This is a genomic window from Neorhizobium sp. BT27B (assembly GCF_050455485.1).
Classification (GTDB): Bacteria; Pseudomonadota; Alphaproteobacteria; order Rhizobiales; family Rhizobiaceae; genus Neorhizobium.
In genome coordinates this window covers 145,332-166,539 of record NZ_JBCIYT010000002.1, presented here as the reverse complement: position 1 = coordinate 166,539, position 21,208 = coordinate 145,332, and the positions used below count along the sequence as shown (strand labels likewise).

Genomic DNA, 21,208 nt, shown 5'->3' with positions numbered 1-21,208 from the left:
AATCCTTACATCTTGCAGTCTTTGGCATAGGCATCGCCATGATCGGTGAAGATTTTTGACACCGTCTTGTTGGTCAGCACGCCGTCTTCCTTCACCACTTCGGTGATGTAGATATCCTGGATCGGGTGCAGGTTGTTGTTGAACTTGAATTTTCCGCGCGGTGACTGGATGTCGGCGGCTTTCAGCGCAGCGGCAAACGCCTTGGTATCCTTGACACTGGCCTTGGCCGCAGCCGACAGGATCAGCTGTGCGGCATCATAGGCCTGAACCGCATAAACCGACGGCAGACGGCCATATTCCTTCTGGAAGGCCGGCACGAATTTCTTGTTCGCCTCGTTGTCGAGATCTTTCACCCACTGGCCGGAATTTTTCACGCCAAGCGCCGCATCACCGATCGCCGGCAGAACATCCTGGCTGAACGAGAAGCCCGGTCCCATGATCGGTGTCTTCACGCCAGACTGGGCATATTGCTTCATGAAGGCGATGCCCATGCCGCCGGGTAAGAAGGCGAAAACGCCATCGGCGCCCGAGGCACGTATCTGGGCGATTTCGGCGGCGTAATCGGTCTGGCCGACCTTGGTATAGACTTCGGCAGCCAGTTCACCCTTGTAATAACGCTTGAAGCCGGTCAGCGAGTCTTTGCCGGCCGGGTAGTTCGGCGCCATAATGAAGATCTTCTTGTAGTCCTTGTTGGCATATTCGCCGACGGCTTCATGAAGATTGTCGTTCTGGTAGGCGGCATTGAAATAGAGCGGGTTGCACTTTTCACCGGCAAGCGCCGCCGGCGCGGCATTGGTGGAGACGTAGATCTTGCCCTGCGCCACGGCACTCGGAGCAACCGCCATCAACAGGTTCGACCACACGATGCCGGTCAGAATATCGACCTGATCGCTCTGGATCATCTTGTCGGCGATCTGCACGGCCAGTTCCGGCTTCTGCGCGTCATCCTCGGTGATGACGGTGATATCCGTGTTGCCGGATTGCTTGATGGCCAGCATGAAGCCGTCGCGGGTATCGACGCCGAGACCTGCACCACCACCCGAAAGCGTGGTGATCAGGCCGACCTTGATCGGCTCGGCAACCGCGAGTGAGGAAACGCTGAGGCTGAGTGCCAGCGTGGCGGCGGACAGAAGAGTCTTCATGGCATGCTCCCGTTGGTTCGACTGTTCCATGGTCGTTGGCCGCCCGGCATTCTTTGTGCCGACAGGCTTTTGTCATCCCATCTCACGTTTATGGGAAAACTTCCACATGCCGGACGCGAGCTTTTGCGTTTCCACCCTCGCAGGACTATGGTTTTACAAGGGTTTGCGCCACAAGTTGCAAAATCCCGTGGCTGCCACCGTGACAAGGCAACCCGCTTAACCTTTTGACGGTATAAGGAATGGTGGAAACCCGCATCCAGTTGTTGTGACGGACCGATTGCATGGCACAGATATCCGAGACAGAAGACCCACTCGCCAAGCTCGACATCGCCCCCTCGGATTTCGGATTTTTTGCCCAGTTGCACATGATGCTCGGCGCCTTCTGGAACACGCAGATCAAGACCCGCATCGTTGCGCTCGCGGTCTCCCTCCTCGTCATCATTCTCGCCACCACCTATGGCCAGTATCGCCTCAACAGCTGGAACGCACCGTTCTACGACAGCCTGCAGCGCCGCGATCTCGATGCCTTTCTGGTGCAATTGGAAGTGTTTGTGATCATCGCCGGCGTGCTGCTGGTGCTGAATGTCATCCAGGCATGGCTGAACCAGATGACCGCGCTTTACATGCGCGAAGGTCTGACCCGCGATCTCATCGAACAGTGGATGAAGGCCGGCCGCGCGATGAAACTCGCCAATTTCGGCGCAATCGGCGTCAACCCGGACCAGCGCCTGCATGAAGACGCCCGCAATCTGGCGGAAATCACCACGTCGCTGTCGATCGGGCTTGTCAGTTCGTCGATCCTGCTCGTCAGCTTCATTGGCGTGCTTTGGGAAATTTCGGCGGATTTCGCCTTCAATCTCTATGGCCACCACATCGCCATTCCCGGCTACATGGTCTGGGCGGCGCTCATATACGCCGGCACCGCCTCGCTGCTAAGCAGTTTTGTCGGCCGCCGCCTGCCCACCATCAATGCCGAGCGTTATTCCAAGGAAGCCGAGCTGCGCTTCTCGCTGATGCATGCCAACGAAAATCTTGCCTCGATCACGCTGGCGCGCGGCGAAGACAGCGAACGCGGCCAGATCCAGAACGCCGTCACCACCGTGCTGGCCGTCATCAGGCGGCAGGCGCTCGCCATCACCAATCTCACCTGGGTCTCCTCCGGTTTCGGCTGGCTGACGCTGGTGGCACCGATCCTGATTGCCTCGCCGGTCTATTTCAACGGCATGTTGTCCTTCGGCTGGCTGATGGTGGCGGTCGGCGCGTTCACGCAGGTCAATGCGGCGCTGCGCTGGTATATAGACAATTTTCGCCAGATCGCCGACTGGAAGGCAGCGCTCTACCGCGTCTCGACCTTCCGCAAGGCGCTCTTGGAGATGGACAGGCCCGATGTCACCCGTTCCGACCTCACCCACGTTTACGGCGCGGACCAGAAAATCGTGCTGCGTGATCTCAGCGTCCTGCCAGGCCCTCCCGGCACACCGACGGATCGCGGCCTGAAAATCCCCGACACGGAAATCACCATCGCGCCCGGCGAACGGGTGATGGTCAACGGCGATGCCAGCGTCAATCGCCACCTGCTGTTCCAGGCGATGGCGGGCCTGTGGCAATGGGGCAAGGGCCAGATAGAGCTGCCGCCACAGGGTGACATCCTGTTCATGCCGCAGAGGCGCTATTTCCCCGATACGGCTTTGCGCGCCGCCGTGTCCTACCCGCGCGATCCGTCCACTTTCGATGACGCCGCTATTGGAGACGCTCTCAAGCGCGCCGGGCTGGAGCGCATGATCCCCGACCTAGACAAACACGAACGCTGGGACAGAATTCTTGAAGAAGACGATCAGGCCCGCCTGCGCCTCGCCAACGTGCTGTTGACCGCGCCAAAATGGCTGATCCTCGATGACGCGCTGGAAGGGCTGGAGCCGGAAACACAGGAGGAAATCCTCAAGGTGATGGACGAGATGAAGGACAGCGCCATCATCTATATCGGCCGCCAGGAACTGTTCCAGGAGGTCATGAAATCGCGGGCGATACACTTGCAGCCGCTGTGAGTGCGGCAGATCAGGCCAGTTGGATAAAGATCAAAGGCCCCTCCCCACCCTCCCCACAAGGGGGAGGGCTTAACCCAGCCGATCCGCCGACGCTCGATTGAGGCAGGCGGTGGCGGCATGTTTTCTCCCCCCTTGTGGGGGAGATGGCCGGCAGGCCAGAGGGGGACTTTCTAACAATAGGGCTCAGACCAGCCCAAACCTCAATCCAGCAGCGCTCGCATCTGCGCCGCCAGTTCCCGCGCCGTATATGGCTTTTTCAACCACGCCGAATGTTCGGCGAACTGCTGCAACGCCACTTCCGGCTCTGCAAAACCCGATGTGAACAGCACCTTGATATCCGGCCGCCGCTTGCGCACTTCCTGCGCCAGCTTGTCGCCCGACATGCCGGGCATGGCGACATCGGTGAACAGCAGCACGATATCCTGATGTTTGCCGAGAATTTCCAGCGCCTCCACGCCGCCGCCGGCCTGATGCACGGTGTAACCGGCCGTTTCCAGCCGTGCCACGGCAATGCGGCGCACGCGTGCATCGTCTTCCACCACCAGAACCGGCTCCTTGCCGCCGGTGATCGGCGCCTGATCGGCAATCGAAACGGCATCCTCGAGTGCCGCCGTCTTGCGCGTTACCGAAGGCAGGAAGACGCGCAGGCTGGTGCCCTGCCCGAGTTCGCTTTCCAGCTGGATATGGCCGCCCGACTGGCGCACGAAACCATAGACCATGCTGAGGCCGAGCCCCGTGCCACCGCCGCCATGCTTGGTGGTGAAAAACGGCTCGAAAGCGCGGACCTTCACATCCTCGCTCATGCCCATACCGGTATCGGTGACAGCGATCAGCACATATTCGCCTGCCCGCATTTCCGGGTACATCTGCGCATAATCCTGATCGAGATAAACGCGGCTGACCTCGATCGACAGTTCGCCACCTTCCGGCATGGCGTCGCGGGCGTTGAGTGTCAGGTTGAGCAGCACGTTCTGCAATTGCGGTCCGTCGACAAGCGCCTCGTTGGCGCCGCCGGTGACGACGGTCCGCAGCTCGATACGGTCACCGATGGTGCGGCGGATAAGCTCGGAAAAACTGGCGATCATCTGGCCGAGATCGGTCAGTTTCGGGTTGAGTGGCTGTTTTCGCCCGAAGGCCAGCAATTGCCCGGTCAGCTTGGCGCCGTCATCGGTCGCCCCCTGCGCTTCCCGCAGCAGGATCTGCACCTTGGGATCGGTGACCTTGGCCTCGGCGATTTCGAGATTGCCGCTGATGATGGTGAGCAGGTTGTTGAAATCGTGGGCAAGGCCGCCGGTGAGCTGGCCAATCGCTTCCATCTTCTGCGCCTGCCGCAGTTCTTCCTCTATCTTGTGGCGACTGGTCAGATCGCGCACGAAACCGGTGAAGACGCGCTTGCCGTTCGACAGCGCCTCACCGACGGCCAGTTCCATCGGAAAGGTCGTGCCGTCTTTACGTAAGCCTTTGACCACGCGGCCGATACCGATGATGCGGCGATGGCCGGTGGCCAGATATTTGCCGATGTAACGGTCGTGATGCTCGCGATCCGGGTTCGGCATCAGCATGGACACATTGCGGCCTTCGACCTCGCTCGCCTGATAACCGAACAGGTCTTCCGCAGCCGAACTGAACGACGTGATGATACCGAGCTCGTCGATGACGACCATGGCCTCCGGCACGGTCTGCAGGATCGAGCGGAAATGCGCCTCGCGCGCCGCCAGATCCTCGCGGATCGAGGCGGCTGCTTCAAAATCCTCATTGACCTGCATGATCAGCGGCGGCAGGCCATTTTCCTGCGGCAGATGCAGCCAGCGGCTGAGAACCGAAATCGGATGACCATCGCGATGGCGATAGACGAGATTGCCCTTCCAGCGGCCATACATGCGGATGACGGCATCAATCTCGGGGATGGACAGCGCTTCTTCAGGCGCCAGAATATCGGTCAGGGTACTGCCGACCGCCTCGCGCGCGGACCAGCCAAAAAGCCTGCCGCTGCCGGTGCTCCAGTTACGGATCACGCCGTCTCCATCGTGCACGACGATATGCAGCGGGTCGAGTGCAGAAAGTTTGAGGGCGAGGTCGCCCTCGCCCTTGTCGATGATTTGGTCGTCCATGCCGTATCCCAATCCCGGCCTTCAGTGTGGCCAGATCGCCTGTCGCATCTTTGGCTCGCGGTCGATCGTTTCTTCGTAACTATCGCCATCACCGCAGAGCGCAAGCAGTTTTCCTGGTTTGCAGATCGCAAAATCGTGGCGCCCTTCGGGGCTGATGACACCGCGTGCAACCAGCTTGGTGATGGTGCGCGATACCGTTTCGATGGTGAGGCCGAGATAATCGGCCATGTCGAGACGGCTCATCGGCAGATGGATGCGGCGGCCGATCGGGTGGCAGCCGTGCAGACGGCGGGCGAGCAGCATCAGGAAAGTGGCAACACGTTCCTCGGCGCTCTTGCGCGACAGAAGCACCATCTGGTCCTGGGCGGTCGCCATCTCGTCACAGACGCGGGCAAAAAACTGCGGGCGCAGGTCCGGCCATTTTTCAAGCGCTTCGGCAAAAGGCTTGCGGGCCAGACGACGCAGGCGAACCGGGGTGACGGCTTCGGCGCTGTAGAGATAACGATCCTTCAGCGACAGGCCGACCAGATCACCGGCATGAAGAAAGCCGGTAATGACACGGCGACCGTCAGCGATGATCTTGAACACCCGCAGCACGCCTTCCGAGACCTTGAAGACGTGGTCGGCCTGGTCGCCTTCCCAGAAGACACCTTCGCCGGCTTCAAAAGATTCGCGCGGCACCGCACAAAAAAGCTCTTCCAGCCGTTCCGGCTGCGGCGCAAGCCTTGCGGCCGTTACGTGTTTTGCTTCAGCACTATATGCAACCGACAGCATCGCGAAATCCCCTGAACCCAATAGCATTTGACAGGTTCTGTTTTGCTGCGTCGCGGTGACACGTTGATGCCGCGCATGTTACCGTGCGTTAAATCGTGTGACGGTGTGTAACAGAGACTTTGAGTCGGGCTGCGAATGGCGAAAATCGAGAAGCGTGCGGACCATATCCTGATCGTGGATGACGAGGCGAGAATTCGCCAGATGGTCCAGCGCTATTTCGAGGATGAGGGGTTTGTCGTGCATGGCGCCGCAGACGGCACCGGCATGCGCAAGCTGATGGCCGAGCATACGATCGACCTCATCCTGCTCGATCTCGTTCTGCCGCAGAGCGAGGACGGTCTGACGCTGGCGCGCGAAATCCGCACCACATCCGATATCCCGATCATCATGCTGACCGGCCGTGACGACGTGCTCGACCGTATCGTCGGGCTGGAAGTCGGCGCCGACGATTACATGGCGAAACCGTTTCATCTGCGCGAAGTGTTGGCACGCGTGCGCAGCATCCTGCGCCGCCGCCGTCCGGTGGAAAGCCATGCGGCGGAACCAACCGATGCCATCGAGTTCGATGGCTGGAAGCTGGAACAGTCACGCCGCCGGCTGCTCGATCCGACCGGGCAGGAGGTGGAACTGACGACCGGCGAATTCGACATGCTGACGGTGCTTGCCCGCAATGCCGGCCGTGTGCTTACCCGCGAAGTGCTGATGAACCAGACGCGCGGCCGCGATCTGGATGTGTTCGACCGTTCAATCGATGCCCAGGTGGCGCGTCTGCGCAAGAAGATAGAGGTGGATCCGGCCAAGCCGCACCTGATCCGTTCGGTGCGCGGCGTCGGTTACATGTTTGCTGGCGCTATGTCGCCGGAGACGAGGTCCTGACCCCCGTCCCCGGCGATAGCATCAGCGCAACGTCTCGATGACGGGTGTTTCCAGAAGCTTTCCGGTGATGACGTCTGCGACGCCCCGGTCAGTCTGGTGAGGCCCAGCATTACAGGCGAGCGTTGCGCCGAAGCATGCCTTGAAAATCAGATAGGGTGGCTGCCATTCGACAATCGTGTCCATGGCGGAACGGACGGCTGCAAAACCTTCCGCGACATCGCCAAGCGGTGCATCGGAAACCAGTCCCGACAACGGTAGCGGCAGGATGGCGATGACCTTGCCTTCCGCTGCAACAGCCAGTCCACCGCCCGCTTCAATGACGGCATTGGCAGCGACCGCCATATCAGCAGCATTGCCGCCGAACACGGTGAGGTTATGGCTGTCATGGGCAACGGTGGTGGCAAATGCACCGCGCCAGTTGCCCCAGCTGCCGAGGAAACCGACCTTGGTCGAGGTTTCCGCAACACCGTGACGATGTGTGACGGCGATCATCGTGGTGCCCGCTGGCGGCACGACATAACCATCAACGACATCGGCCTCCGCTTCGGCCCATTGCGTGAAGCGTGGACGGTCGATGACTGCCAGTTTCACCCGCGAACCATTCGACGCGACGCGAAAATCGTTTTCAGTCAGGTTCGAAAGCTTGACGGAATCGGTCAAAGGCCCGGTGTCGACCATAGGCGTTGCCACCGTCATTGCACCGTCTCTGGCAACTTGTGTGCCGCTGGCGAAAACGTGGCGGGCGCGGAAATCGGTGAGATCCTCGAAGATGACGATATCGGCACGACGGCCGGCAGCGATCAGACCGAGATCGGCGCGCTCGAGGCGGTTGGCGGCATTGATGGTCGCGGCCTTCAGCGCCCATTCCGGCTTCAGCCCGTAACGCACCAGACGGCGCACGACATCATCCAGACCGCCGGCTTTCAAGAGATCGTCCGGAAAGACGTCATCGGTGCACAACGTCACCGATGATGGCAGGTGACCGAGCGTATTCAGCGAAGCGACAAATTCCGGCAGAAGATGGTCGTGCGAACCGCGCAATTCGATCGTCAGGCCGGCGCGCAGTTTTTCCATCAGGTCGGCGGCGGAGGTCAGTTCGTGATCGGATGTGACACCGGCGATCATGAAGGCGGCAAGATCGCCACCCGTCAGGCCGCGGGCATGGCCGCAAACCAGCTTTTCCGACGTGAGGGCGACCTGCATGATGGCCGCCATGCGCGGCTCGCGGTTGATCACATCGCGCATGTTCATGACTTCGGCAAGGCCGCCGATCTTTGGCCAGAGCAGCAGTTCCTCGATCACCCCAGCATCGAAATCGGCGCCGGCCGTCTCATAACCCGGAGCGGACGGCACGCTAGACGGTGCCAGCACGACGGAGCGCAACGGCAGCGCCTTGATCGCCTCGACAGCCCAACGCACGCCATCGATGCCATGGACATTGCCGAATTCATGCGGATCCCAGACGATGCTGGTGACACCACGCGGCATGACGGAGGCAGCGTAGGTTGCCGGCGTCACCATCGAGCTTTCGATATGCATGTGCATGTCGATCAGGCCGGGCGTGATGAAGGCACCCTTGGCGTCGATGATCTCGGCCGCGTCCGAGCGGTGGCCGGGCGCATGAACGCTGGCGATGATCGGACCCACGAGACCGATATCGGCCAAACGGCGTTCCTCGGTCATCACATCGACCAGCGTGCCGCCGGTGATCAGGATATCGAAGGGCGCATCGCCGCGAGCGGCGGCAATGGCGCGGCTGCGCAGGTCGGGATCGGTGAATTTGTGGACGTTGATGATGATATCGTTCAACGGCTTGCCTCCCCATGCAATGTTTCCAGAATGATCGACCGCGCAGGATCGACCTTGATCGCCGCAGCATAGGCGGCGTTGAATTCAGCCTTGGCCGATCGCGTCTCCACCACGGTACGGCCGCGCGTGAAAGTTCCCGTCAGCTCGGCATCGATGCGCGCGGGACGCCAATCGACAAGGCTTTCGTCGATGAAGGCAACGGCCGCGACGGCATCGTAAAGCGCCATGGCGGCACGGCCACGGCTGGTGGCAATGGCGATGAAACCATCCAGCAGATCGGCGATCAGGGCCGCATTGCGGCCACCGGCGGCGCGCACCGGTTCGACATCGGAAGGCGCTGCCAGAACCTGACGGCAGAGATCGAGATCGACCATCCTGAACGGAATGCCATGCGCCAGCACGATGGCGATCGCTTCGGGATCGGCAAAGGCGTTGAATTCGGCGGAGGCCGTGTGATTGCCGGCCGTCACCGCACCGCCCATCCAGACGAGATCGGTGATACGGGCGGCGAGATCCGGTCTCGCCAGTGCAACAGCTGCAATATTGGTGAGTGGCCCGAGTGCGAGGATACGATGTGGCCCCTCGCCTTCCAGCCAGCGGCACAAGGCCTCGAAGGCATCGCCCATATCAGGCACGGCAACATCCGGCAGGCGCAGACCAGTTGTCGGCATGCCGTGGTCGCTGAGGATGGAGGTTGCGGTTTCCAGCTTGCCAAGCACCGGCAGCGCACGGCCGGAGTGGATCGGGAACTGCCAGCCGAAGGCATGTACCGCGCCTACGGCATTTTTCTTCACCTGATCGAGCGGCGCATTGCCGAGCACCAGCGACACGCCGTCGATGATAAGTTCCGGCCGCGTACGGGCTGCGGCATCCACCACCATGATGGCGGCGATGTCGTCAAAGCCCATATCGGTATCGATCCAAACACCCATGCCCGTTACCCGAACTTGCGCAATTGCGCGGCAGCGGCAACCGGCAGATCGAAAGCCAGTTCAGCGCCGAGTTCATGCGACGGCAGGGCAGCATCGACCTCGGCCTTGATGGGGCCGAGCGGCGTATCGAGCAGGTATTCGCGGCTGTTGCCGGCAAAGGATGCGCCGCGCACCGCTCCCTGGAAAGGACCTGAGCCCAGGGTGACCATGCGCGGCCGCCAGGCCAGTCCCGCCGCTATCGGGACCGGTCCGGAAATCTCGACCAGACCCTTGGGGGTCTTCAGTCGTCCGTCTGAAAGTTCAAAAATATTCTCGAAGCCAACGAAGTCTGCAACGAAGGCGGAAGTGGGGCGGTTATAGATATCTTCCGGCGATCCTATCTGTTCTATAGCACCACGCTTCATCACAACAATGCGATCAGCCAAAGAAAGTGCTTCGCCCTGATCATGCGTGACAAAAATCATCGTCACGCCGGTTTCCTTCTGCACGCGCTGCAGTTCCGAGCGCATGTCGAGGCGCAGGCGCGCATCGAGGTTGGAGAGCGGCTCGTCCAGTAGCAGAACTTTCGGCTCCATCACCATGGAGCGGGCCAGCGCCACGCGCTGCTGCTGGCCACCGGACAGTTCGGCCGGCTTTCGATCGGCATAATCCGTCAGGCCGACGGAGGTGATGCCGGCGCGCACGCGCTTGTCGAGTTCGGCCGCCGGCGTCTTCTTCAGGCGCAGGCCGAAGGCGACGTTTTCATAGACCGACAGATGCGGAAACAGTGCGTAGGACTGGAACATCAGGCCGACATTGCGCTTGTTGGCCGAAACGCGGGTGATATCGACGCCATCAAGCTTCACATGGCCGGAGGCAGGCGACAGAAGGCCGGCGATCGCCCGCATCGTCGTGGTCTTGCCGCAGCCCGATGGCCCAAGGAAAGCAACGAGTTCGCCCTTGCCGATGGTGAGGTTCAGATCCTTGACGGCAACGGTATCGCCATAGGCAAGCGTCAGGTTTTCGAGGGTGAGAAAGTTTTGATCAGACATAACGGGAGAACCCCAGAAAACGTTCGGCGATAAAAACGATGCCGATGGACATGAAGGCGAGCAGCGCCGAGAGCGCCGCGACGGAGGGGTCGAAGACGATTTCCATGTAGGCGATCATATCGACCGGCAGCGTGCGCACGCCGGGACCCGAGAGAAACAGCGAGACCGGCACCTGATTGAACGAGGTGACGAAGCCGAGAATGAAGGCGGACATGATGCCGCCGCGGATGTTGGGCAGCACCACCCGGAAGAAGGCACCAAGCCGCGACGAGCCGAGCAGTACTGCCGCCTCCTCGATATCGGAGCGCAAATTGCCGAGGCTGGCCGAGACGACGCGCACGGCATAGGGCAGGATCAGCGCCGTATGCGCCAGAAACAGCGCAAGCGTGATGCCGACCTGAAACGGCACGACGATGTAGCGCAGCAGCGACAGGCCGACGATGATGCCGGGCACGATGATCGGTGCCGAGACGATGGTGCGGATGGTTTCCGCCCCCGGCAGCTTGTAGCGCGACAGCGCGTAGGATGCCGGAATGCCGAGGATCAGGGCTGCCAGCGTGCCGCCGATGGCCAGGAACAGCGACATGAAAAAGCTGTCGCGAAAGCTTTCGACGGTGAACACTTTTGCGATCCAGCGCAGCGAAAAGCCCTGCGGCGGAAAGGCCAGCGTTTCGCCGGCCGAAAACGAGGCGGCGACGATGATCAGGAATGGGCCGATCAGGAAGGCGATAACCAGACCGAGCGTGATCGGGATGAACAGATTGCGGGCCATCATCACGCGGTCCCCTTTGTGTTGCGCGTTGTCTTGTTGCGCGCGGTGGCGACACGTTTCAGCAGAATGTTGGCGGCAAAGCTCATGACGATGAGGATCAGCGCAATGACGCTGGCCGCGACAAAATTGTTGGAGACCGAAACCTGCTGATACAACAGCGTTTCCAGCATCAGCACCTTGGAGCCGCCGAGAATGGCGGGGGTGATATAGGCGGTGAGGCAGCCGGTAAAGACGAGCGTTCCGCCAATGACCACACCTTCCTTGGTGAGCGGCAGGATGACCTTCCAGAACACCTGAAACCAGTTGGCACCGAGCACGCGGGCCGCCGGAATGGCGTCCTTCGGCATGTTTTCAAGCGCCGAGATCAGCGAGATGATCATCAGCGGCAGAAAAAGCTGCAGCAGGCCGATGAAGATGGCGGTTTCCGAAAACAGGATGCGCAACGGTGCTTCGCTAATGCCCAGCGCCTGAAACGCCTGATTGACGATGCCGGTGCGGCCGAGAATGACGATCCATGCATAGGTACGCGCAACCGGCGAAATCATCAACGGCAGCACGATCAGGCCGGTGACCTTGCCCTTGGCGCCGGGTTCAAGGCTGACGATGGCAAACGCCGCCGCATAACCGATGACGGCTGCCACGATGGTGACGAGCGCGCCGAGCTTCAGCGTACGCAGGAAGACGGCCTGATTGAGCGAGCTGGAGAAGAAATCCGTATAGGCGGAAATCGTCCAGCCGCCACCCGGCGCCCGAAACCCGTCGGAGAGGAGGATCACCACCGGCACGATGAAGACCGCCGCTGCAAACAGCGCGGCCGGCAAAGCCAGTGCGAGGGCCTCGGCCCTGTTTTGGAACATGTTTTATTAGTCTCCAACGTCGTCAGTCATTGCCCCTCACTTGCGATTTCTAACACTTAGCTAAAGCTAAGATGTTGAAATCGCTTTCTCTCCCTCAAGGGGAGAGATGAAGGGCGGCATTGCTGCGGGCCTACCTCTCCCCTTGAGGGAGAGGTTACAAAATCAGCATCTTAGCAAAGCTAAGTGCTAGATTTTGTTGGTGAGGGGCTCCGCCTAACCGAAAGCCTTGCTTCTTACTGCCCGACCTTCTCGTTCCAGCTCTTCAGCCAGCCGGCACGGTTATCAAGCGAGACAGCCGACGGGATCAGCTTCAGGCTCTTGGCCGTTGCCTCGCCATAGGTGAGGTTCTTGGCAGCCGCCTCGGAAACCTTGGCCTCGGAATTGGCCGGGCTGTCGATCAGCGCTTCGGCCAGCTTCGACTGGATGTCGGCCGACAGCCAGAAATCCATGAACTGCAGCGCCAGATCGCGGTTCTTGGAATTCTTGGTGACGATCATGACGTTCATGCCGCCGGTCTGGCCTTCCTTCGGCGTCGCCCAGGCAATCGGCATGTCGAGCTTGGCGAAAGGCGCCCAGGTGAAGCGGCCGATCGGCGCTGCCCAGATTTCTTCCTGTTGCATCAGCTGCACCAGCTGCGACGACTTTTCATAGAAGGTGACGATATCGTCCTTGGCAGCGCCAACGGCTTCGATCGGGGCAGCCAGATCCGGCGTATCCTTGCCGAGAGCAAGGCCCAGCATGTAGAGCGACGGCGGGCCCTGGTTGGTGGTGACATTCGGCCATGCGATATGCGCGGCATATTCCGGCTTCAGAAGGTCGGCCCAGCTATCGATCTTCATCTTGTCTGAACGATAGGCGATGGACGTCGCATAGAACGTGTAGCCGATGCTCATGCCGTCGCCGTTCGGATCCTTGGCGATATCATAGAGCTTGTCGTAGCTGGCGATCTTCGACGTATCGATCTTGTCGACCAGGCCGGCACGCGCTGCCGACAATGCGTCCGCCATCGAAACGACCGCCATATCGACGACCGGATTGGCCTTGTTGGCGTCCATCTTGGCGATGCGCTCGACGCTGTTGCCGGTTTCGACAACCAGCTTGCAGCCGCATTTTTCTTCGAACGGCGTGTAGACGATCTTCTTGTATTCGTCCTGCGCCAACGCATAGACGGAAATCGTCAGCGTCTTTTCCTGCGCGAACGCAGTGTGGGCAGCGCCCGTGGACAGCATCAGGGCGACGCCGGATGCAAGCATGACCTTATTCATTGTATGAGTTCTCCTGCTGTGAGGTTTTCGGTTTTATTATCTTTATGGGATGCGGAAGTTCTGGCCGGGCCTGTCGACTGACGAAGAACCAGCTCCATCGGCACTTTCGGTTGGCTGGCAGTAACCGTTTCACCGTCACCGCGCCGCGGCTCGGCGGATTTGGGCTGATTGATCGCCTCAAGCACGGCAGCAATGGCGATATCGGCAATGGTTGCGACATCCATGCGCATCGTCGTCAGGCCGGGCGTGACCACTGACGACCAGATCAGGTCATCGAAACCGGTGACGCTGACATCTTCCGGCACGGCAATGCCGGCGCGCTGCAATTCGGTGAGGGCGCGTAAGGCCACCAGATCGGAAACGGCTGCAATCGCCGTCACGCCACGCGCAACTGCCTCTTCAAGCCCAAGCGAGCAGCCCTGCCCGGCCGTTGATTCCAGCTTTTCGATCCAGACCGTTTCCACTCTGGCACTGCCAAGACCTGCCTTCACGCCACCGAGGCGATCGTTCTGCACATTCGACGACTGGTTGTTGCCAAGCAGAAGCACATGGGCGTGACCGAGCGAAACCAGATGAACCCCGAGCCCCTGCCCGCCGGACCAGTGATCGGCGGCAACCGTGTTGCCGGGCGTCGAAGGACTGTCGATGACGGCAACCGGACAGCTGGCGCCGGTGACCCAGGTACCACGACGCGGCACGACGATCATGCCATCGACACCGCGCTCGATCAGCCGTTCGATCGCCTGCGTCTGCGCCGCGACATCACCATGAGAGTCGGCAATCAGGATGCCATAACCGGCCTTGGCGGCAGAATTTTCAATGGCTTGCGCGAGTTTTGGAAAGAGCGGATTGCTGATATCGGCCAGCACCAGACCAAGAACGCCGCTGCGACCGGTGCGCAGCGCACGACCGGCAACACTCGGCACATAACCGAGTTCGGCAGCCGTTGCGCGAATACGCTCCGCCAGTTCCGGCGATACCCGGCCCTTTCCAGACAAGGCATTGGACACCGTGGCGGTTGAAACGCCAAGGCTGTCTGCGATCCTTGCAAGCTTAGGTTTCTGACGCGACATGAAAGCAACGTTGACCGGGTGGAAAGTAATGCCGTGATTAATCGTTTAACCGGTAACGAATGTAGGCGTTTTTGTCGAATCGAAAATGCAGGCCACTCGCGTTCTGCGACAGTTATGTGGGGATTGGTAAAGAACACGCCGGTCCGATCACGATCGGGAACCTCTGGCCGTTGCGTTGGTTGTCTCAGTGAACAGAGATAGAAGGAGACAGGACATGCCCAATCGCGATCCGATCCCGACACAGGACATTGAGACACCGCGCGGCCCGACATCGACTCCCGGCATTCCCGACCGCGTACAGGAAAAACCACCGGCGCCGCCGGTGAAGGATCCCGGCGACAGCAAGAACCCGAACGATCCGCCGCTCGACCCGGCCCTGCTGCCGATCGGCGATCCGGCCGGCGCCGCCTGACGACGAGACTTCACGGTTCAGAAACGAAAAAGCCGCCGGCTGCTTTCGCAACCGGCGGCTTTTCTGGAAGTCTTGGGAGACTTAAGCGGCAGCCGACTTGGCGAGCGGCACTTCCGAAATCGTCTTCAGAACCTGCGAAGCGATCTGGTAAGGGCAACCCTGCGAGTTCGGACGACGGTCTTCAAGGTAACCCTTGTAACCGTTGTTGACGAAGGAATGCGGAACGCGGATCGACGCGCCACGGTCAGCAACGCCGTAGGAGAACTTGTTCCACGGAGCGGTTTCGTGCTTGCCGGTCAGACGCTTGTCGTTGTCCGGGCCGTAAACGGCGATATGGGCTTCGAGGTTCTTTTCGAACTGACCCATCAGGGCTTCGAAATATTCCTTGCCGCCAACTTCGCGCATGTACTTGGTCGAGAAGTTGCAATGCATGCCCGAGCCGTTCCAGTCGGTGTCGCCGAGCGGCTTGCAGTGATATTCGACGTCGATGCCGTACTGTTCGGTCAGGCGCTGCAGCAGGTAACGGGCCATCCAGATCTGGTCGGCGGCGCGCTTGGAGCCCTTGCCAAAAATCTGGAATTCCCACTGACCCTTGGCCACTTCGGCGTTGATGCCTTCATGGTTGATGCCGGCAGCAAGGCACTGGTCGAGATGCTCTTCGACGATTTCGCGAGCAACCGGGCCAACATTGCTGGCGCCGACGCCGCAATAATAAGGACCCTGCGGAGCCGGGTAGCCCTGCTCCGGGAAGCCGAGCGGACGGCCGTTTTCGTAGAAGAAGTATTCCTGCTCGAAGCCGAACCATGCGTCTTCGTCGTCAAGAATGGTGGCGCGGCTGTTGGAAGCGTGCGGCGTGACGCCATCCGGCATCATGACTTCGCACATGACCAGTACGCCGTTGGTGCGGGCCGGATCAGGATAGATGGCAACCGGCTTGAGAACGCAGTCCGAGCTGCGGCCTTCGGCCTGCATCGTGGACGAACCGTCAAAGCCCCAGAGCGGCAGCTGTTCCAGCGTCGGGAAGCTTTCGAATTCCTTGACCTGGGTCTTGCCGCGCAGGTTCGGAACCGGGGTGTAGCCGTCCAGCCAAATGTACTCGAGCTTAAATTTCGTCATCTGTTCTCTCTACTGATGCTGTCTGAATGAGCGCAACATCCAATGGCCACCCACGTCATGGGGCGGGTCCATCATGGATGCCAAGAACAATGCATGGGGCGTGCCAGATTCGAAAAGGCCGCGAAAAAATCGATTCCGCAGCGCACACAAACACGACGCACGGCACCATTTCACACAGCGTAAAAAAACACCATGGCGCTTTCCGCGCCACTCCGTAGGCGGGAACAATCGGCAAACCTCAATCGTTGACCGAAATAACGCGCATTCTGCACGCCCCACAATCAAACAAACACGATTGCCTAAATAATGGTCTAAAAGCACAAATAATAATCTGATTCTTGACTTAATTTAAGGCTTATGGAATAAATGATAGGCAAATGCGGCCGTGCGGACGTAACCACACGACATCGGACGAAAATCATGACGACGAATTTCGAAAGACAGACAGCGACGGTTTTGCAGTTCCCGGTGGGCGGTCGTGCCGCCTGGCGCGCTGCGGGCACATCCCGCATCCTCACCCCGACGGCACCCGATACAGGCCCGAGCGTGGCGTTTTCCGACCTCGCTTTTGGTGGATCCTGGTATCATGAAGAGGCTCTCCATGATGATGAGCCGAAGCCGATCCTCACCAACTGAGCAAAAATAGCGCCGACTTTTTATGCAAAAAGTCAAATAATGGGCATTAGTGCTGAAATTTTGGACGGCGCCTCATCTTGGCGCCGACTAGTATGTGGGCAGATGGACTGATCCGGCCTCAGCGGCCGATCGCGTGTGCCAGCTTGTCGGCGATATAGATCTCACGCAGCTTCAGCGTTGCCACGCCCGGCTTGCCGTCGCCAACGGGCTTTCCATCGATCGAGACCACCGGCATGACGAAATTGGTCGCCGACGTCACAAAAGCCTCGGCGGCATCCAGCGCCTCCTCCACCGAAAACGCCCTCTCCTCGAATGTCAGTTCCGCCTTTTCGGCAAGCCCGAGCACAGAGGCCCGCGTGATGCCGTGCAGCAGCGCGTTGGAAAGGTGGCGCGTCACCAGCACGCCGCGCTTGGTGATGATATGGAAATTGGCCGAACTTGCCTCGGTGATGAAACCATCCTCGACGAAGATCACATCATCGGCGCCCTGCTTCTTTGCTTCCATCTTGGCCAGCGACGAATAGAGCAGCTGCACCGTCTTGATCTGCCGGTTCACCCAGCGACCATCCGGCATGCTCACCACCGTTATGCCGCTTTCGACCTTCGGATTGGCCAGAACCGGAAAGGCCTGCGTGAACATGGAAAATGTCGGCGTCAGGTCGGAGGCGTAGAGAAAATTGCGATCCTCGGCGCCGCGCGAAACCTGCAGATAGATCAGACCCTCATCGACGCCGTTTTTCGCAACGATCTCGTGATGCAGATCCAGCAGCACATCATCGCTGACCGGCATGGGTATGCCGATCGCTTCCAGCGAACGCTTCAGCCGTGCCGTATGGCCGGGATAATCCAGCAGCTTGCCGCCGATCACCGCCGTCACCTCATAAATGGCATCGGCAAAGGTATAACCGCGGTCGAAGATCGAAACCTTTGCTTCACTCTCGGGCAGCCACTGGCCATTGAGATAAACGATGCGCGACATGTGTGTTTTTCCTGACTGATGTTTCGGGCGAAGCAGTGATGCAAATCGATAACATCAGGACCAGTCGCGCGCTATATCATCATCCTATTGAAATATAACGTGCAATGATTGGAAGCTGTTTGCTTGCGTGCTAGAGGGTCGAAACGCGCCTGAACGCCCACAACCCCGGAAAGATGCCGCCATGCCAAAGCCGCTTGCCCTCGTCACCCGCATGGATGCAGCAACGGAGGCGGTCTGGAAGGATACGCTTGCCGATGCGCTGCCGGAGGAAACCATCCTTTCCTTCCGCGACATGAGTGCCGAGCAGCGCCTGCAAGCGGAACTGGCGATCGTCGCCAATCCCGATCCGGCGCATGTGGCGGAGCTACCCAATATAAATTGGATCCATAGCCTCTGGGCCGGCGTCGAGCGGCTGGTGGCTGAACTCGGGCCGGATGCAGCACCGATCGTGCGCCTTGTCGATCCCGAACTTGCCCGCGTCATGGCCGAAGCCGTGCTGGCCTGGACCTATTATCTGCACCGCGACATGCCGGCCTACCGCCTCAGCCAGAAGAAGGCGGAATGGGCACCGCGCGACTATCGCCACCCGCGTGACGTCACCGTCGGCCTTCTCGGCCTCGGCGAACTGGGCAAGGCAGCAGCCGATCGCCTGAAAGGTGCAGGCTTCAATACCATCGGCTGGAGCCGCAGCCCCAAAGTGCTCGGCGATATCGAGACGGTTTCCGGGGAAGGCGGTTTCGAGCACATTCTGGGCGCTGCCGATATTCTCGTCTGCCTGATGCCGCTGACGGCGGAAACCCGCGGCATGCTGGATGCGCGCCGGCTGAGCCAGATGAAGCCCGGCGCCGCCATCATCAACTTTGCCCGCGGGCCGATCATCGTCGATACAGACCTGATCGCTGCACTCGATGCCGGCCGCCTGTCACATGCCGTGCTCGATGTGTTTGCGCAGGAGCCGCTGCCGGCCACATCGCCCTTCTGGGCACATCCATCCGTCACCGTGCTGCCGCATATTTCCGGCCCGACCGACCGCTTTACCGCCGCCGGCATCGTTGCCGCCAACATTCGCCAATGGCGCCAGACCGGAAAAATGCCGAAAACCGTTGATATCAAGGCAGGTTATTAGGTCGCAACCTTTGACAATAACTGTCATTGATACATCAGGATGGTTTGGAGGAGCCTCGCCGCATGAAGAAAACCGGAGGACATGAACTGAAGATCATCCTGCGCGTGGATTTTCCGGGCGGCATCAGGCTCGGACGCGGCAAGGTTCAACTGATGGAATTCATCCGCGAAACCGGCTCGATTTCCGCGGCCGGCCGCGCCATGGACATGTCGTATCGCCGCGCCTGGCTGCTGGTCGATGAGCTGAACCACATGTTTCGCCAGCCGGTGGTGGAAAGCCAGCGTGGCGGCAAGCAGGGCGGCGGTGCAGCCCTGACCGCCTTTGGTGAAGAGCTTCTGGCCCGTATGCATGCCGTGCAGACAACCGTGATCAAGACCATAGACACTGATCTCGCCTGGCTGGAAAAACACCGCGCCACAATGACCACCAGCGAAAAGCCCGAGGATTAACGCCGCTCCAGCGCCGCCGTCTTGATGGCGGCGAATACCGGTTGGCCCGGCGCGAGCCCGAGCGTCTTTCCGGAGAATGCAGTAATCCGCGCCAAAATGATCTCGCTGCCACAGAGGATGCGCACGCCGATCAAGCCATCGCCATCGGCATCGATGCCTTCCACCGTGCCGGAGAGTATATTGAGGGCGCTCAAGCCTTCGGGTCGCGACGTGGCGATCATCACGTCGCGCGCCGGCACCAGAACACGCACAGTCTTGCCCACCTGCGCCTGCTCCACCGGCACCAGCAGGATGCCGGCGGCCGTTTGCACACGCGCCAGACGGTGCTCCTGATCCACGTCCTCCACCGTGCCGGCCACCACGCTTGCCGCCTCGCGCGTTTCGCTGCCGAGCCCGCGCAGCACTTCGGATGCACTGCCGGTCGCCTCGATGCGTCCGTCCTTCATCAGCACGACCCGATCGGCCAGCCGCGCCACTTCCGCCACCGAATGGCTGACATAAACGATCGGCAGGCCCAGCTCGTCGCGCAGGCGCTCCAGATAGGGCAGGACCTCGTTCTTGCGGCTTTCATCCAGCGCGGCCAATGGCTCGTCCATCAGAAGCAGGCGCGGCGAAGACAGAAGTGCGCGCCCGATCGCCACCCGCTGCTGCTCGCCGCCCGACAGTTTTCCGGGCCGGCGGTCAAGCAGACCATCGATGCCGAGCAGGTTCACCACCTGGTCGAAATTGTCGACCCGGCCGGATTTCGGCGCAAACCAGCGGCCGTAATTGAGGTTCTTGCGCACATCCAGATGCGGAAACAGCCGCGCCTCCTGAAACACGTAACCGAAGCGGCGCTTGTGGGGGGGCTGAAAAATGCCGCGCGCCGTATCGGCCAGCACCTCGCCATCCAGCACGACACGGCTGTTCTGGGCGCGCGTCAGGCCGGCGATGATGCGGATCATCGACGTCTTGCCCGAACCCGAGCGGCCGAACAAAGCCGTCACCCCCTGTTGCGAGGTGAAGGATGCATCGAGCTCGAATGTCCCGAGCCTGGTTCTGGTTTCCACCTCCAGCGTCATTCGGGCCGCACCTTCTTGCCGACCATATAGGCCATGAATTCCGACGCCAGCAGCGCCGCCATGGAAATGATCACTGCAACGATGGTGAGCCGCATCGCCCCGGCATCACCGCCCGGCACCTGCGTAAACGTGTAGATGGCGGCGGACAGCGTCTGCGTTTCGCCGGGAATGTTGGACACGAAGGTGATGGTGGCACCGAACTCGCCCATCGCCTTGGCAAACGACAGAATGGCGCCGGCAATGATGCCGGGCAGGATCAGCGGCAGCGTGACCGTGAGAAAAACCCAGGCGGGACTGGCGCCGAGCGTGCCGGCCGCCTCTTCCAGCTTGCCATCGACCGCCTCGATCGACAGGCGGATGGAGCGCACCATCAGCGGAAAACCCATGACACCGCAGGCGAGCGCTGCCCCGGTCCAGCGGAACGACAGGACAATGCCAAGATACTGGTCGAGAAAGGCGCCGATGACACCGCGCCTGCCGAACAGAACAAGAAGAATGAAGCCGGTGACAACAGGCGGCAGGATCAGCGGCAGATGCACGATGCCGTTGAGAATGGACTTACCCCAGAATTTTCCACGCGCCAGCGCCAGCGCCACCAGAATACCGAACGGCAGACTGACGAGCATGGCAATGCCCGAGATCCGCAGGCTCAAGCGGATCGCCGTCCATTCCTCATCGCTCAGCGTCAGCCAGTCCAAAACAACAAGATCCATCTCAAAAATGCGGCCCCCACCTTTCAGCA

The 21,208-nt window shown here is 60.4% G+C and carries 20 protein-coding genes; 6 read left to right on the top strand and 14 right to left on the bottom strand.

The window, feature by feature from the left end; all coding sequences use genetic code 11:
• Positions 1-5: 5 nt before the first annotated feature.
• On the bottom strand, positions 6-1,142 hold the full coding sequence (locus AAIH70_RS06240) for an ABC transporter substrate-binding protein (protein ID WP_132271334.1): 1,137 nt from the start codon (positions 1,140-1,142) through the stop codon (positions 6-8).
• A gap of 281 nt (positions 1,143-1,423) precedes the next feature.
• On the opposite strand from AAIH70_RS06240, the gene AAIH70_RS06235 reads away from it, so the two are divergent.
• Complete coding sequence (locus AAIH70_RS06235) at positions 1,424-3,187, top strand: ABC transporter ATP-binding protein/permease (RefSeq protein WP_132271333.1); 1,764 nt, start codon at positions 1,424-1,426, stop codon at positions 3,185-3,187.
• Between the two features lie 200 nt (positions 3,188-3,387).
• On the opposite strand, the gene AAIH70_RS06230 is transcribed toward AAIH70_RS06235, so the two are convergent.
• Entirely contained in the window at positions 3,388-5,298 is a 1,911-nt protein-coding gene (locus AAIH70_RS06230) for a hybrid sensor histidine kinase/response regulator (RefSeq protein WP_132271332.1), read from the bottom strand.
• Between the two features lie 21 nt (positions 5,299-5,319).
• The gene (locus tag AAIH70_RS06225) at positions 5,320-6,072 is read right to left on the bottom strand and encodes a Crp/Fnr family transcriptional regulator (RefSeq protein ID WP_430033616.1); all 753 of its coding nucleotides are present in this window, start codon (positions 6,070-6,072) and stop codon (positions 5,320-5,322) included.
• A gap of 135 nt (positions 6,073-6,207) precedes the next feature.
• On the opposite strand from AAIH70_RS06225, the gene AAIH70_RS06220 reads away from it, so the two are divergent.
• Positions 6,208-6,948 carry a response regulator gene (locus tag AAIH70_RS06220; RefSeq protein ID WP_132271330.1) on the top strand — a complete coding sequence of 247 codons (741 nt, stop codon included), beginning with the start codon at positions 6,208-6,210 and terminating at the stop codon, positions 6,946-6,948.
• A 21-nt stretch (positions 6,949-6,969) separates the two neighbouring features.
• On the opposite strand, the gene AAIH70_RS06215 is transcribed toward AAIH70_RS06220, so the two are convergent.
• The 7 genes from AAIH70_RS06215 to AAIH70_RS06185 form a co-directional block, all read right to left on the bottom strand.
• A complete protein-coding gene (locus AAIH70_RS06215; protein WP_245518986.1) occupies positions 6,970-8,757 on the bottom strand; it encodes an adenine deaminase in 1,788 nt (595 codons plus the stop codon).
• Complete coding sequence (locus AAIH70_RS06210) at positions 8,754-9,689, bottom strand: nucleoside hydrolase (protein ID WP_132271329.1); 936 nt, start codon at positions 9,687-9,689, stop codon at positions 8,754-8,756. The genes AAIH70_RS06215 and AAIH70_RS06210 overlap by 4 nt, the downstream gene beginning before the upstream one ends.
• Before the next feature lie 5 nt (positions 9,690-9,694).
• Positions 9,695-10,720, bottom strand: a complete 1,026-nt coding sequence (locus AAIH70_RS06205; protein ID WP_132271328.1) for an ABC transporter ATP-binding protein — start codon at positions 10,718-10,720, stop codon at positions 9,695-9,697.
• Positions 10,713-11,492 (bottom strand): ABC transporter permease, encoded by a 780-nt coding sequence (locus AAIH70_RS06200; protein WP_132272509.1) that lies wholly within the window; start codon positions 11,490-11,492, stop codon positions 10,713-10,715. Before AAIH70_RS06200 ends, AAIH70_RS06205 begins: the two co-directional genes overlap by 8 nt.
• A 2-nt stretch (positions 11,493-11,494) precedes the next feature.
• A complete protein-coding gene (locus AAIH70_RS06195; protein ID WP_132271327.1) occupies positions 11,495-12,349 on the bottom strand; it encodes an ABC transporter permease in 855 nt (284 codons plus the stop codon).
• A gap of 233 nt (positions 12,350-12,582) precedes the next feature.
• The gene (locus tag AAIH70_RS06190) at positions 12,583-13,614 is read right to left on the bottom strand and encodes an ABC transporter substrate-binding protein (protein ID WP_132271326.1); all 1,032 of its coding nucleotides are present in this window, start codon (positions 13,612-13,614) and stop codon (positions 12,583-12,585) included.
• On the bottom strand, positions 13,611-14,687 hold the full coding sequence (locus tag AAIH70_RS06185; protein ID WP_132271325.1) for a LacI family DNA-binding transcriptional regulator: 1,077 nt from the start codon (positions 14,685-14,687) through the stop codon (positions 13,611-13,613). Before AAIH70_RS06185 ends, AAIH70_RS06190 begins: the two co-directional genes overlap by 4 nt.
• A gap of 214 nt (positions 14,688-14,901) precedes the next feature.
• On the opposite strand from AAIH70_RS06185, the gene AAIH70_RS06180 reads away from it, so the two are divergent.
• A complete protein-coding gene (locus AAIH70_RS06180) occupies positions 14,902-15,099 on the top strand; it encodes a hypothetical protein (protein WP_132271324.1) in 198 nt (65 codons plus the stop codon).
• Positions 15,100-15,180: 81 nt separating this feature from the next.
• On the opposite strand, the gene AAIH70_RS06175 is transcribed toward AAIH70_RS06180, so the two are convergent.
• Complete coding sequence (locus AAIH70_RS06175; RefSeq protein WP_132271323.1) at positions 15,181-16,215, bottom strand: glutamine synthetase beta-grasp domain-containing protein; 1,035 nt, start codon at positions 16,213-16,215, stop codon at positions 15,181-15,183.
• A gap of 420 nt (positions 16,216-16,635) precedes the next feature.
• Between AAIH70_RS06175 and AAIH70_RS06170 the strand changes: the two genes are divergently transcribed.
• Positions 16,636-16,851, top strand: a complete 216-nt coding sequence (locus AAIH70_RS06170; protein WP_132271322.1) for a DUF2735 domain-containing protein — start codon at positions 16,636-16,638, stop codon at positions 16,849-16,851.
• Positions 16,852-16,969: 118 nt separating this feature from the next.
• Here AAIH70_RS06170 and AAIH70_RS06165 read toward each other — a convergent pair whose 3' ends face one another.
• Entirely contained in the window at positions 16,970-17,830 is an 861-nt protein-coding gene (locus AAIH70_RS06165; protein WP_132271321.1) for a D-amino-acid transaminase, read from the bottom strand.
• Positions 17,831-18,011: 181 nt separating this feature from the next.
• On the opposite strand from AAIH70_RS06165, the gene AAIH70_RS06160 reads away from it, so the two are divergent.
• Both AAIH70_RS06160 and AAIH70_RS06155 read left to right on the top strand, forming a co-directional pair.
• The gene (locus AAIH70_RS06160) at positions 18,012-18,956 is read left to right on the top strand and encodes a 2-hydroxyacid dehydrogenase (RefSeq protein ID WP_132271320.1); all 945 of its coding nucleotides are present in this window, start codon (positions 18,012-18,014) and stop codon (positions 18,954-18,956) included.
• A 62-nt stretch (positions 18,957-19,018) separates the two neighbouring features.
• Positions 19,019-19,405: a winged helix-turn-helix domain-containing protein gene (locus AAIH70_RS06155; protein ID WP_132271319.1), complete on the top strand. Its 387-nt coding sequence runs from the start codon at positions 19,019-19,021 to the stop codon at positions 19,403-19,405.
• Here the strand turns inward: AAIH70_RS06155 and modC are convergent.
• Together modC and modB are read right to left on the bottom strand one after the other, a co-directional pair.
• On the bottom strand, positions 19,402-20,466 hold the full coding sequence (gene modC, locus AAIH70_RS06150) for a molybdenum ABC transporter ATP-binding protein (protein ID WP_132271318.1): 1,065 nt from the start codon (positions 20,464-20,466) through the stop codon (positions 19,402-19,404). The two genes, AAIH70_RS06155 and modC, sit on opposite strands and share 4 nt — an antisense overlap.
• A complete protein-coding gene (gene modB / locus AAIH70_RS06145) occupies positions 20,463-21,164 on the bottom strand; it encodes a molybdate ABC transporter permease subunit (RefSeq protein WP_132272508.1) in 702 nt (233 codons plus the stop codon). Before modB ends, modC begins: the two co-directional genes overlap by 4 nt.
• Positions 21,165-21,208: the final 44 nt, after the last annotated feature.